This window comes from Microbacterium sp. zg-B96, from assembly GCF_030246865.1.
GTDB lineage: Bacteria > Actinomycetota > Actinomycetes > Actinomycetales > Microbacteriaceae > Microbacterium.
In genome coordinates, this window is the sequence record NZ_CP126738.1 from 2,801,386 (window position 1) to 2,814,291 (window position 12,906).

11 protein-coding genes are annotated in these 12,906 nt (G+C 69.5%); 3 read left to right on the forward strand and 8 right to left on the reverse strand.

Annotated features, from left to right (window positions below):
* Positions 1–106: 106 nt before the first annotated feature.
* Together QNO11_RS13310 and QNO11_RS13315 are read right to left on the reverse strand one after the other, a co-directional pair.
* Positions 107–733 (reverse strand): MBL fold metallo-hydrolase, encoded by a 627-nt coding sequence (locus QNO11_RS13310; RefSeq protein ID WP_257507811.1) that lies wholly within the window; start codon positions 731–733, stop codon positions 107–109.
* A 29-nt stretch (positions 734–762) separates the two neighbouring features.
* A complete protein-coding gene (locus tag QNO11_RS13315; protein WP_257507810.1) occupies positions 763–1,602 on the reverse strand; it encodes a DMT family transporter in 840 nt (279 codons plus the stop codon).
* An 83-nt stretch (positions 1,603–1,685) separates the two neighbouring features.
* Here QNO11_RS13315 and pdxR point away from each other — a divergent pair, with 83 nt between their 5' ends.
* Positions 1,686–3,197, forward strand: a complete 1,512-nt coding sequence (pdxR, locus tag QNO11_RS13320; protein ID WP_257507809.1) for a MocR-like pyridoxine biosynthesis transcription factor PdxR — start codon at positions 1,686–1,688, stop codon at positions 3,195–3,197.
* A 328-nt stretch (positions 3,198–3,525) separates the two neighbouring features.
* On the forward strand, positions 3,526–4,851 hold the full coding sequence (locus tag QNO11_RS13325) for an HNH endonuclease signature motif containing protein (RefSeq protein WP_257507808.1): 1,326 nt from the start codon (positions 3,526–3,528) through the stop codon (positions 4,849–4,851).
* 66 nt (positions 4,852–4,917) lie between these two features.
* On the opposite strand, the gene QNO11_RS13330 is transcribed toward QNO11_RS13325, so the two are convergent.
* Positions 4,918–6,753 carry a DUF2207 domain-containing protein gene (locus QNO11_RS13330; RefSeq protein WP_257507807.1) on the reverse strand — a complete coding sequence of 612 codons (1,836 nt, stop codon included), beginning with the start codon at positions 6,751–6,753 and terminating at the stop codon, positions 4,918–4,920.
* Between the two features lie 34 nt (positions 6,754–6,787).
* Here QNO11_RS13330 and QNO11_RS13335 point away from each other — a divergent pair, with 34 nt between their 5' ends.
* Positions 6,788–7,216 carry a MarR family winged helix-turn-helix transcriptional regulator gene (locus QNO11_RS13335; RefSeq protein WP_257507806.1) on the forward strand — a complete coding sequence of 143 codons (429 nt, stop codon included), beginning with the start codon at positions 6,788–6,790 and terminating at the stop codon, positions 7,214–7,216.
* A gap of 11 nt (positions 7,217–7,227) precedes the next feature.
* On the opposite strand, the gene QNO11_RS13340 is transcribed toward QNO11_RS13335, so the two are convergent.
* Genes QNO11_RS13340 through QNO11_RS13360 form a run of 5 tightly spaced genes read right to left on the reverse strand, consistent with a single transcriptional unit; the run spans position 7,228 to position 12,906 of the window.
* Entirely contained in the window at positions 7,228–7,962 is a 735-nt protein-coding gene (locus tag QNO11_RS13340; protein WP_257507805.1) for an ABC transporter permease, read from the reverse strand.
* A complete protein-coding gene (locus tag QNO11_RS13345) occupies positions 7,959–8,732 on the reverse strand; it encodes an ABC transporter ATP-binding protein (protein ID WP_257507804.1) in 774 nt (257 codons plus the stop codon). Before QNO11_RS13345 ends, QNO11_RS13340 begins: the two co-directional genes overlap by 4 nt.
* A gap of 45 nt (positions 8,733–8,777) precedes the next feature.
* Positions 8,778–9,779 (reverse strand): DUF2804 domain-containing protein, encoded by a 1,002-nt coding sequence (locus tag QNO11_RS13350; protein WP_257507803.1) that lies wholly within the window; start codon positions 9,777–9,779, stop codon positions 8,778–8,780.
* Positions 9,776–11,596, reverse strand: coding sequence for a glycoside hydrolase family 2 protein (locus QNO11_RS13355; protein WP_257507802.1), 1,821 nt, complete (start codon positions 11,594–11,596; stop codon positions 9,776–9,778). The genes QNO11_RS13350 and QNO11_RS13355 overlap by 4 nt, the downstream gene beginning before the upstream one ends.
* Complete coding sequence (locus QNO11_RS13360; protein WP_257507801.1) at positions 11,593–12,906, reverse strand: MFS transporter; 1,314 nt, start codon at positions 12,904–12,906, stop codon at positions 11,593–11,595. Before QNO11_RS13360 ends, QNO11_RS13355 begins: the two co-directional genes overlap by 4 nt.

Genomic DNA, 12,906 nt, shown 5'->3' on the forward strand with positions numbered 1-12,906 from the left:
CAGTGACCACTACATCTAACCCGAACCTGGGCTTTCGTTCCCAATCCACGAGATCTCTTGTTGTTCGGGATGACGACACCTATAATACCGCGCGCCTGCCGCAGCCTCAGCAGCCGCCTTTCCCCCATCCGGTCCAGGCCGTGTGCTCGTGAGTGATCCAGACGCGTTCAGGGTGCAGCGAGCGGATCAGTAGCTGGCCTTCGGTCTCGGGGTTGTCCAGTTCGCCGAACCACACCGCGGTATCGCCGGCGATGATCGTCGGCCGCTCCCCAGTCTCGACGACGACGATCTGCGAGCCGCGGGTGTGGCCCGGCGCCGGGAGGAGGCGAATCCCAGGAAGCAGTTCGATCTCCCCCTCGACCGGCACGTAGTGCACGCCGGGCGGGTCCACCCATTCTCGGATGGTGTAGTTGTCTTCGGCGCGGGCATCGTCCAGTTCCTGGCGCTGAACGTAGATCGGCGTGCCCGGGAAGAGGTGGTTCCCGCCGCAGTGGTCGAAGTGCAGGTGGGTGTTGACGACGATGTCGACGCTGCCGAGGTCGAACGCCTGCTCGTGCAGAGGATAGGGCCGGGGGTCGAGATCAGCTGCTGCGGGGTGGAGGTCGGTGAAGCCGGTGTCCACGAGCACTCTCGCGTCGGGATGTTCGATGAGGTGCACGTAGACGGGCATCACATCGCCTTCGGCCGTCAGGTCACCGACGTGGATGGGCGTGATCTTGATGGACGCTTTCATGATGCTTCTCCTCTGCGAGATGCGGGTGTTCAGCCCAGCGCCATCGCGGCAACCGCGAGTGTGCAGATCGCGATACCCACGCGTTGTGCCACGCCGACCCGCTCCCTGATGAAGGTGGCGGCCAGAATCACCGTGACGGCGGGATAGAGGGAAGCGAGGACTCCGGCAATGCCGAGGCTGGTCGCACCGGTCGCGACCATGAATGCGAGCGTGGCCGAGGCACCGAGCACACCGGACGCTGTGGCCCATCCAAGCGCTCCGCGCGAGGGACGCCACGGCTGACCGAGGCTGGCGGCGGCGACCATTGCGAGGATGGCGCCGGTGGCTTGGTTGGCGGCGAGCGGCAGCAGGCCGGCACCACCGGAGATCTGGCTGAGTGCGATGAAGAGGATTCCGAAACCCACACCAGCGACGGCGCCGTCGATGAGCGATCCGCGCGCATGCACCGCTCCATCTGCGGCGGTCCCGCGAGAGACCAGCCAGATCCCGGGAAGAGCGGCGAGCATGCCTACCCAGGCCAGCCAGCCGGGGCGATCACCGAAGGCCACACCAGCCACGACGGGCAGGACCGCTGCCCCTACCGCCGAGATCGGTGCGACCAGGCCCATCCGGCCTCGGGCGAGCCCGCGGAACAGAAAGATGCTGCCGGTCGCCGAACCGACGCCCGCGAGAAGCGCCCAGACGAAGTCCGCCGGGGTGGGGCTGCCCGGCAGCATCAGGCCGGCAGCGAGCATGACGACCCCGCCGGCTACCTGCCCGCCGAAAACGATCTGCCACGGGGAGAACCGGCGCGCACCTATGCCACCGAGGAAGTCCGACGCTCCGTACGCGACGGCCGACGAGAGTGCCAGCAGGATTCCTCCGTTCACGGGATACAAGTTAGAAGCCACCCGGTCCAGTGTTAAGGGCCACTCGTCGACCGGTTGAGTGGACCATTCGATACAATCCGCGCGTGACCGTGGATTGGGCGCGCGGAGGCCCCGACCTTCTGGTGGTGCTGGAGAGCGGCGCCGCTCCGCTCGGCGTGCAGATTCAGGACCAGCTGCGTGCGGCGATCCGGGATCGACGGCTCGCCGCCGGTGAACGCCTACCATCGACGCGTCGTCTGGCGGAACTGCTCGGCATCTCCCGTGGCACGATCGTCGACGCCTACGAGCAGTTGGTGGCCGAGGGGTACCTCGAGGCGGCGGTCGGCTCGGGGACGCGGGTAGCCGCGATACCCGACGGCGGACCCACCCGCCACTCGCGGCACAGCCGCCCGGCGTCAGCCTCGCACGCACCCCGGTCCGCCGAGGTCGACTTCGAGTACGGCATCCCTGATCTCAGGTCGGTACCGTTGACCGACTGGAGCTGGGCGGTGTCGGAGGCGACGCGGACGCTTCCGACAGCGGGGCTGGGTGACGAGGTTCCGGCCGGTTCGAGGCACTTGAGAGAGGTCGTCACCGCCTACCATCGTCGCGTCCGGTCGGGCTGCGCGGTCACCGAGGACGCGGTTATCGTCTCCGGGTTCCGTCAGGGGCTGGTGTTCGCCCTTGCGACGCTGGCGCGGCACGGGATCCAGCGCATCGCGCTCGAAGATCCAGGCCCACGCGAGCATGACGTCATCGCGCGCCGCGCGGGCCTGGACGCTGTCCCGGTTCCGGTCGACGACCACGGCATCGACGTGGACCGCCTGCGGCGAACGGGAGCGCGGGCTGTCTTGGTTACCCCGGCCCACCAGTGCCCGACCGGTGTCGCACTCGGACCGTCACGGCGGCGTGAGCTGAGTGCCTGGGCAGACGAGGTCGACGGGGTGATCCTCGAGGACGACTATGACGCCGAGTTCCGCTACGACCGTCAACCGGTCGGCTCCCTCCAGGGCCTCAACCCGCACCGTGTGATCGCTCTCGGATCGGTCAGCAAGACCTTCGCGCCCGCCATCCGCCTGGGGTGGGTGCTCACACCGCGGCGGTTCGTGTCGGGGATCGTCGAGGAGAAGCGGCTCAGCAGCCGCGGAGCGCCCGGACTGGACCAGGAGGCGCTGGCGCTGCTCATGGAGACAGGCCGATTCGACCGGCACCTGCGTCGCATGCGGGAGACCTACCGCGCCCGCCGGGACGTGCTGGCAACCGAGGCAGAACTCGCGTTCGGGCCAGGTCAGTTGCATGGGCTGGCGGCGGGCTGCCACGCCCTGCTGCGCCTCCCCGACGGCACATCTGAACGCGCCGTCGTGTCGACCGCGGCGACCATGGGCGTTCGTGTCAGCGGCCTCGCAAGCTACCGATTCGTGCCTGTGAACTCGGAAGCTGAATCGGACCTGCTCCCTACCGACTTCCCGCCATCCCTCGTGCTCGGATTCGGCAACGTCGACGAGCACCAGATCAGCCGTGGCATCCGCACGCTCGCCGAGGCCGTCCACCATCACAGGACCGTTCTGTCAGGGCTCGCGCGACCTCCACGTACGCCTGCTCCTCGCGCTCGGTGAGCGGCGGACAGGGTCCTGACGCCCGTCATCGCCCATCGCTGCATCGATCACAAATTGGTAACGACGAACCCTTGTGGCCCGTTATCTCTCCGTTATAGAGTGCTCGCACGGTAGTTGTTTTGCTGTGGCAGCTACCGACATGTGATTGCAGGACACTCTTGGTGCAAGGGACAAGGGCCGGTCGGAAGCCTCTCCGACCGGCCCTTACTCTTGCCGTCTCTTCGCGCCGCTTCCTCCCCAGGATCATTTTGTGTGACTTTTCCACAATGCCCGTGGGACCTGGGTTTTAGGCCTGTCAATGTCGGAGGGGGTCGGCAGGATTGGGGGTATGAACACCTCCCCGACCACCACCCCGACCGACGTGATGTCGGCGTCGGACGTGGTCGCGGCGATGGTGGAGACCGACCGGCAGCTCGCGGCGATCCAGGCCAGGCAACTGGTGCTGCTGGGCCGCGCCGGCGACATCGCGGCGGCGCAGACCGCGGCGATCCCGCTGTCTTCGCAGCGGGAGCGGGAACTGCCGCTGCGGTCGATCGCGGCGGAGCTCGCGGCAGCCACGCGCCGGTCGGATCGGGGGATGCAGAACCGCATCCACCAGGCCGGGGTGATGCGCGACCGGTTCCCCGCCACCGTCACCGCACTGGCGGAGGGCCGCATCGACATCGGGCATCTGCGGGTGATTGAAGAAGCCGGCGCCCGGCTCACCGACCCCGACGCGCGGGCGATGTTCGAACAGGCCGCCCTCGCGGTCGCGGAGAAAGAAACCGCGGGCCGAGCGCGACCGGCGATCCTCGCGCTCGCGCAACGCATCGACCCTGTTCCGTTCACGGAACGGTATGCGACCGCGGCGGAAGCCCGCCGGGTGTGGGTGCACGACCTGCAAGACGGCATGGCCGAACTCGGCGCGATCCTCCCCGCGCACCTCGTCCACGGGATCATGGACCGGATCACCCAGTGCGCCCGCATGCTGCTCGAACAAGACGGCGGCACGGCGAGCAACGACAGCGCCCCGGATGCCGCGGGTGAGGCCCAGCCGGTCGACACCCGCACGATGGACCAACGCCGCGCCGACGTGCTCGCCGATCTGCTGCTCACCGGGCACGCCACCGCGGAAGCCTCCGACGCCACGGTGTGTGAGACGGGCGCGATCATCGCGCACATCCAAGTGACCGTGCCCGCTGCGACCCTCACCGGGGCGGATGTGCCCGCCACGTTCATGGGGCACGGGCCGATGGACCCGGACACCGCCCGCCACTTCGCCTCCCACGCCACCGCCTGGGAACGGATGTTCACCGACCCCCGCACCGGCGCGATCGACAACACCGACACCTACCGGCCCTCCAGGGCGCAACGCCGGTTCCTGCGGGGCCGGGACGAGCACTGCCGATTCCCCGGCTGCCGGGCCGCGGTGTGGCACTGCGACATCGACCACACCGTCGACTACGCCCACGGCGGCCCCACCCGGGTGTGCAACCTCGCCCACCTGTGCAAACGGCACCACATGCTCAAACACAACACCGCCTGGACCGTGGAACAACACCCCGGCGGGATCCTGGTGTGGACCAGCCCCACCGGGAGGGTCTACCCCGACATCCCGCAGCGCACGCTCGAGTTCATCGCCGCCGCCAGCAGTGGCGCACCCCCACCCTTCTAGGTGCGGGGCACCCGCCTGCCTATCCGGCGCTGCCGGACGGCGGGCCGCTGGTGCGGAGGCGCGGGGTCAGACGCCACCACCGCCGCCACCACCACCACCGCCCCCGGCGGAGCCGCCACCGGACGAACCGCCCGAGGTCGACGACGACGCCATCGCCGCGGACGACAGCGAGGCGATGCTCGACGAGAACGTCGCGGCGTTGAACGCCCCGGTGCCGTAGTACCAGGCGGGGGTCACTCCGGCGGCACCGTAGAACACCATGAGCTCATCGGCCCACTTCTTCTCCTGGCCGAACACGACGGCATAGGGCAGCAACGACTCGTAGAGGTAGATCATCTCGCGCGGATCATCGACATTCACCGGCCGCCGCTCGGCACCCATCGGCGACTGCAGCATGCGGATGCGATCCGCCTCCGCCCAGTCGATGAAGACCTTCAGCCCGGCAAGGTGATCCCGCACCTCAGCGCCAGCCGCAGTCAGCGGCCGGTGCGATACCAGAAACAGCACCAGCACGAAGGCCGCAGCGGCGAAGAGGATCAGCAGGAGCGGCCCGACGGCCATGACCCCGGCATCCAGTGCCAGCACGCCGAAGACGACCACGAGCGCCGCAGCGGTCACGACCGCCACCGCGGGCCACACGCGCGCTGCGACGGGCACCGGCCGCCGCAGGCCCTGGCGATCCAGTTGCTCGCTCGCCGCCTTCAGGATCTTGGATGCCACCTTCGACAGGCGGGTGTCCTGCGTGCCGAACTCGAAGGTGGCGCCCGCGGGCGTGGTCGCGCCGAACAGGCCGTCCAGCAGCATCTGCCCGTCCCCGTCCGCCAAGGACCGATCGACCAGCTCCACCTGCATCTTCGAGCCGCCGAACATCTTGTGCGACCCCTCAAGAATGCGGATCGACCCGACGATCGCCTGCTCGAGCACCTCGGCGGGGATCGCCTTCGTCGTCTTGCCCAGCAGCACCGCGCTCTCCAGCGCATCGATCCCCGGAGGTGGGGTGTACTCGGCGATGATCGTGGGCCGACCCTGCTCATCGCGCATCCAGCGCCGTCGCGTCCAGAAGGCCCCGCCCAGCGCGGCGAGCAGAGCGACCGTGGCACTGCCCTGCGCCCAGCCCCACTCCGACGCGAAGAACGACGAATCGAATTCCGCGAAGGTGTCGGGCTCGAACCCCACCGCGACGGTCATCGTCTCGTGGGGGCCGACGCCGGTGGCATCCGCCGTCACCGCCGTGTCGCCGCCCTCCCCCCGCACCACAGAGACAGTGCACTGCTGGGTCGACCCCTGCGCACCCACATAACAGGCCTGCTGGCCGGTCAGGGCATCGGCCAGCGCGGCATCCACCTTGACTGTCGCCGTCACACGTCCGAACGACTGCGGCCAGTCGACGCCGTTGACGTCCCAGTAGAACTCCTGCCCGCCGTCGTCGAAGGTCCACGTGACATTCTCGAGGTCGTACGTGAACACGTAGGTCTGCACGCCGTGCACGAAATCGTCGGCGCGCGAGGTCATCTCGTACACGCCGTCATCAGAATCGGTCTCGGACGGCCGCTCGGCCCCGTTCTCGTCGGTGATCGACACGAGCGACGGGTGCAGCGGCTGCCCGTTGTACGACGACGGGATCGCGCGGCGCATGCCCCGGTTCTGATCGATCTCGGGGAAGATGGCGGTGAACGTCTCGACCACTCGCAGCCGGCTGGTGCCGTCCTCGGCGCGGGTGAGCGTGTAGTCCACGTCGAGCGTGTCGAACGTGAAGTCGTCGACGTCAGCGGAAACCGCCCCCGGCATCGGCCCGGCGGCCACCGCGTCGGCTTGAGCGGGAAGAAGTGCCCCGGCGGATGCCACCGCCATCACCGCGATCGCTCCGAGCGCGACACTGATTCGTCTGACGATCCGCATCATGGTGCACAGCCTATTGGGGCTTACAGTGGTCCCCATGACCGACCGTCACCTCGCCGTGGACGCGTGGGAGGCGCTCTTTCGGGCGCAGCATGAGGTGTTCGAGGAGATCAACGTCGATTTCCAGGATGCCGAGCTGTCGCAGGCCGAGTACGACGTGCTGCTCACCGTCACCCGCTGCGCCGACCTCAGCGCCAGATTGCGTGAAGTCACCGCCAACATGCTGATCAGTCAGCCGAGCGTGTCGCGCCTGGTGGACCGGATGGTCGTGCGGGGCCTCATCACGAAGTGCGCCGACCCGAACGACGGCCGCGGCGCGGTGGTGCGCGCGACGCCGGAAGGAACGGCGATCTTCCGCCGACTCGCGTCCGCCCACGGGCAGCGCATCGCCGCCCGCATGTCGGTGCTCGACGACGACGAACTGCGCCAACTGCGCGACCTGGCCACCAAGCTCCGCCACCGCTGAGAAACCGCGCACTACGGAGTTCGCCGTCGCAGCGTGAGCGGTGCGAGCACGAGGAATCCGACGGCGAACGCCACGACGATCAGCAGCGGCCCCCACAGGTCGCTGCCGTCCTCCCCGGCGGTCACGGCGTTGATCGCGTCGACGGCGTGACTGAGGGGCAGGAACTGGCTGATCGTGTAGAGCGCGTCCGGCATCTCATCGCGCGGCATGAGCAGCCCGCCCAGGATGATCTGCGGGAACACCAGCAGCGGCATGAACTGCACCGCCTGGAACTCGGTGCGCGCGAAGGCGCTTGCCAGCAACCCCAGCGCGGTGCCGAGGATCGCGTCGATCACCGCGACCAGCCCCAGTTGCCAGAGCGCTCCGTCGACCTGCAGGCCGCACACCCCGACAGCGAACCACACCGTCACCACCGCCTGCAGCGTCGCCATCAGCCCGAACGCCAGCGCGTAGCCCAGGATGAAGTCGGCCTTGCCCAGCGGCGTCGTCATGAGCCGTTCGAGCGTCCCCGACCGCCGCTCCCGCAGCGTCGTGACCGAGGTGATGAGGAACATCACCACGAACGGGAACAGCGCCAGGATCGGCCCGCCAAAGGTGTCGAACACCCCCTCCCGGTCGTTGAACAGCCAGGCGAACAGCCCCACCAGCAGACTCGGTGCGACCAGCATCAGCGCGATCGAGCGAGGGTCGTGGCTCAGCTGGCGCAGCACCCGCCCCGCCGTCGCGAACGTCCGAGCGGGATTCATGCCGCGCTCCCGCGACGGCGCTCACGCCGCGGATGCTCGTCCGCACCGCCGGCGTCCAGCTCGATCAGCGCCAGGAAGGCCGCGTCGGGATCGGCGGCGCCTGTCATCTCGAGCAGCCCGCGCGGCGTGGTGTGCGTCAGCACCCGCCCATCGTGGATGAGCACGACATCGTCGCACCGCATCGCCTCGTCCATGACGTGGCTCGACACGATCAGCGTCGCACCGGCATCGGCCAATCGGCGGAAGATCGCCCACAGGCTCTGGCGCAGCACCGGGTCCAGGCCCACCGTGGGCTCGTCCAGCACCAGCACCTCGGGCGAGCCGAGCATCGCGACGGCGAGCGAGACCCGGCTGCGCTGCCCGCCCGACAGCGCCCCTGCCAGCTGGGTGCGCCGCCGGGTGAGGCCGACGTCGGCGATGACGCGAGGAACCTCGGATGCCGCGACGCCCAAGACCCGCGCGGCGTAGCGCAGGTTCTGCTCCACCGTGAGGTCGTCGTACACCGACGCGCCCTGTGTCGAGTACGCGACGCGATGGCGCAGCGCAGGGACCCCGGCGGGTTCGCCGAGCACGGTCACCGTGCCGCCTGCGACGATCTGCACCCCCACGATCGCGCGCATCAGCGTCGTCTTGCCACCGCCGCTGGGACCCAGCAGCCCCGTGATGCGCCCGCGTGGGATCTGCACGTCGAGACCATCGAACACCGTGGTGCGGCCGCGCCGCACCACCAGGTCCCGCACGTCGACTGCGGCATCCGCATGCGTCGTCATACGCCCATCGTGGCCCTGCCGTCGCTCACGTGCGAGAGGTGCGCTTCACCAGCGGTTGTGCACCTCTTCGGCCCAGCCGAGGATGTCCGCGAACGCGACGGTCTCGCCGTCGTCGGTCGTGAACGTGCCCGACCAGTGGCCGAAGCACTGCTCGGTGCGGGAGGACAGCACGACCAGGTCGGTGCTGCCGACCTTGCGGTAGAACGGCGCGAACGTGGCATCCAATCCCCCGCCGGTGATGCGCCACGGCCGGCGCCACTGGGCGAGGTCGTACTCCCACACCAGATCGTCATGGATCTTGTGCAGCCGACCGTCGACGAGCATCGCGTTCTCGGTGCTGCCGGAGCCGTCGGTCCACTTGCCACCCACCTGCACGCCGATGACGCGACCGCCCGAGACTCCCGACCCGGCGCCCCAGTTCCATTCCACGTCGTACGGCCAGCGGCCACGACCGTGGTCGAGTACCGCCCAGGACTGTCCCGCCGGCACGTCGGAGGTGACCCCCTCGACGGTCACGGTGCCGACTGCGGGGCGCGCGAGGTCCTTCACGGTGTACTGGAAGCGCCGGGAACTCCACGGGACGACGACGGCGAGGCGCTCGTGCCCGTCGGGGAGCTCCGCGACGACGTCGAACGAGGCGCCCGCGATGCGCGCGCGCAGCCGGGTGCCGCCCGGCACCTCGTCGATGTCGATCTCGAGGCCCTTGGCCCGTGCGCGCGACGATCCCTGCTCCAGCCGTGGCGCCAGCGTCACACCGCGCGCGGGGATGACGGTGGCCTCGGCGTGCCAGGTGCGCTCGGTGGCACGATCGAGCACCCACACCTCGTGCACGGCGGCGTAGTCGATCGACGACACCGTCAGCGCCAGGATGTGCGTCGGGGTCGTGACGTTCCAGTACTCCCAGCGCTTGTTGCGCCCCCACGAGCGGGTGTGCACGCGGGACGCGTCGACCAGCGGCTGTCGCGCCCACCCCACCGCCGCACGATTGAGCACGCGGCCGTCGCCGGCGGTGAGGGAGACGGGCTCGGTCAGTTCACGCAGGGTCACGCGTGCTCCTCTCGCACCGCGGCGCGGGTGGATGCCGCCTGGCGCAGTCTGTCGTTCATCGCCCGGACGGCGAGTTCGTCGACCTTCACGAATCGGCGGTCGTAGGTGACCATGCCGTTGACCTCATCCTCGACGTCGGTCAGCTGCGTGTAAACGGTCGCCCCGAGCCCGCGTGCGATCGCCGGCGCGATCTCCCGGTCGTGCAACCGCTCGATCGCGCGCAGCAGCGCGGTGCGGGAGCGGTAGCGGCGGTACCCGAAGACCTTGCGCGTCCAGGTGTGCTGCGGCACCGCCAGGCTGTAGCCGCCGTATTCGGTGACCGCCAGCACGCGCCGGTCGCTCCCGCGGGGCACGCGCACCGGGCGGAAGTAGACGTGCAGGCTCCGGAGGTCCCCGGCATCCTGGTCGTGCCAGCCACTGGCGTGGTCGGTCGGCCGCGTGGGGTCGAGGTGGCGCAGGAGCACCGCGATGCGAGCAGCGTCGAACTGCCCCCACCCCTCGTTGAACGGCACCCACAGCGACAGCGACGGCACGCTGCGCAGATGCTCGACCATCTCGACCAGCTCGACTTCGAACCGCTCGCGGCCGACGGCATCCGCCCTCCCGAACCGGGCGTGCCGGGTGTCGTCGAGCGAGGGTGCGCCGAACACCGGCGCGGTGATGATGCTCGGCCGGTAGCGGGTGCCGCCGTTGACCGCGTCCTGCCAGACGAGCATGCCGAGGCGATCGCAGTGGTGATACCAGCGGAGCGGTTCGACCTTGATGTGCTTGCGCAGCATCGTGTAGCCCAGGCGCTGGGCGAGGCGGATGTCGTACTCCAGCGCGGCGTCGCTCGGGGCGGTGTACCCGCCGTCGGGCCAGTAGCCCTGATCGAGCAGCCCGACCGGCAGATAAGGTGCACCGTTCAGCAGCAGCCGCGGGTATCCGCGATCGTCGACTCCGACGCTGAACGAACGCAGGCCGACGTAGCTGCGCACCGCATCGTCGCCGAGCGTCACCGCCACGTCGTAGAGGAACGGATCCGCCGGCGACCACGGCCGCACCGGCACCGGCAGGGCGACGCGGGCGGCGCGACCCACCGGCACGGTCGCGGTGGCCACGACGGCGCCCTCCGCAGAGATCTCCACGTGCGCTGCGGCGTCCGCACCGTGAACACTCCCGACCGTGATCTCCACCGCGCCGTCGGCAAGATCCGGGGTCAGCACGAGGGCGTCCACCGCGACGCGCGGCACCACCTCGAGCCACACCGTCTGCCAGATGCCCGACTGCGGCGTGTACCAAATGCCGCCGCGGCGACTGGACTGTTTGCCGCGGGCGAGCCATGCGGCATCCGTCACATCGCGCACCGCGAGGGTGAGTTCGTGCTGGTCGCCGCCGGCGAGCGCCGCGGTGACATCGATCGTGAAGGGCAGGTAGCCGCCGGTGTGCCCGCCGACCTCGACGCCGTCGACGGCGACCCGGCACGACTGGTCCACCGCGCCGAAGTGCAGCAGGACGCGTTCGTCGGCGGCGCGTTGCGGCAGCGTGAAGGCGCGCCGGTACCAGAGCGTCTCGGCGGCGCCGAGCGCACGGCCCACGCCCGACAGCGGCATCTCCGGCGAGAACGGCACCACGATCTCGCCGTCCCACACTGTCGGTGCGGCGACCGGGTCGGCGACGTCGAGCGGGTCGGATGCCTGGAACCGCGTGATCGCGTACGACCAGACACCGTTGAGGTTCGTCCAGCCTTCGCGCACCAGCTGCGGCCTGGGATACTCCGGCAGCGGCGCGTCCCGGTCGAGCCGCTCACCCCAGGGGGTCAACATCGGTGCGCTCATGCGGCATCCACCTCCTGCTGCAACCGCCGCAGCGCGAGCATCGGCACCACAACGAACAGGGCCACCAGGGCGGCGGCCGGGAAGATCCAGGGCGTGGGTACCTGCTTGACCACACCCAGGTCGACGTACGTCTCATTCGCACCGATGATGACCGCCGAGCCGATGAAGGGACCGATCACCATCGGGATCAGCACGACGAAGATCATGCGCAGGCCCTGCACCATGCCGATGCGGTCCGACGGGGTGGCATCACGCACGCTCGCCGACAGCGACGCCGTCGACAGCATGAACCCGCCCATCATGATCGTGCCGAACAGGATCACGCTCAGCATGTCCCGTACGACGAACATGCCGGCCAGCCCCACGATCATGAAGAACACCGCCGGCAGGATCGCGCGCGTCTTACCGACCCGGTCGACCACCCGCCCGCCGACGATGCTGATCACGGCGGCGAGGGTCAGTACGCTGCCGAGGATGATCGCGTAGCCGTCGATGCGCAGGTACCGCTGGATGTAGATGATCAGGTACGGGAAGAACACTTGGGAGCTCGTGCCGACGACGGCCCACGCCACGAGCAGGATGTACAGCCGCGGATGCGCCCGCAGCGTCGACGGCCGGAGGCCATGCACGAGCGCGCGCAGGTAACCGTCGGAGGGCGTCCGGATGTCGGGGGCGTCGCGCACCAGGAACCAGGCGAGCACGCCGACGGCCGCGGTGGCGAGGCCGATGATCCCGAAGAACAGCGTCCATTCGCCGGCCTGGGTGAGCCCGTCGAGCAGGCCGAACACCAGCAGCATCGCCATGAGCGGCAGCACCGACAGCACCGAGTCGACCCGGCCGCGGTCGGCGGGGGTCGTAGCATCCGTTACCCACGCATTGAACGCGGCGTCGTTCGCGCCCGAGCCGAACATCGACATCACGCAGTCGAGCAGGATGATGGCCACCACCGCGGTGCCGACCACCTGCGCGGCCTGCGCGCCGGCCGAGGGCTGCACGAGCCCGAAGGTCGCCGTCGTCAGGCCCCACAGGATGTAGCCGATCGCGATGAACGGGCGCCGCCGGCGCACCCGATCCGACCAGGCGCCCACGACCATCGTCGACAGCGTGGCGGCGACGGCGGATGCCGCGACCAGCACCGCGATCACGGTGGGATCGGTCGTGATCGTGTCGTACACGAACACGTTGAGGTACATGTTCTCGACGGTCCAGGCGAGCTGCCCGACGAAGCCGACGAGCACGACGACCCACCAGGTGCGGCCTGCCACGCGCGGCAGCCGTACGCGTGCGGGCGTGGGGGTGGGGACGGACAT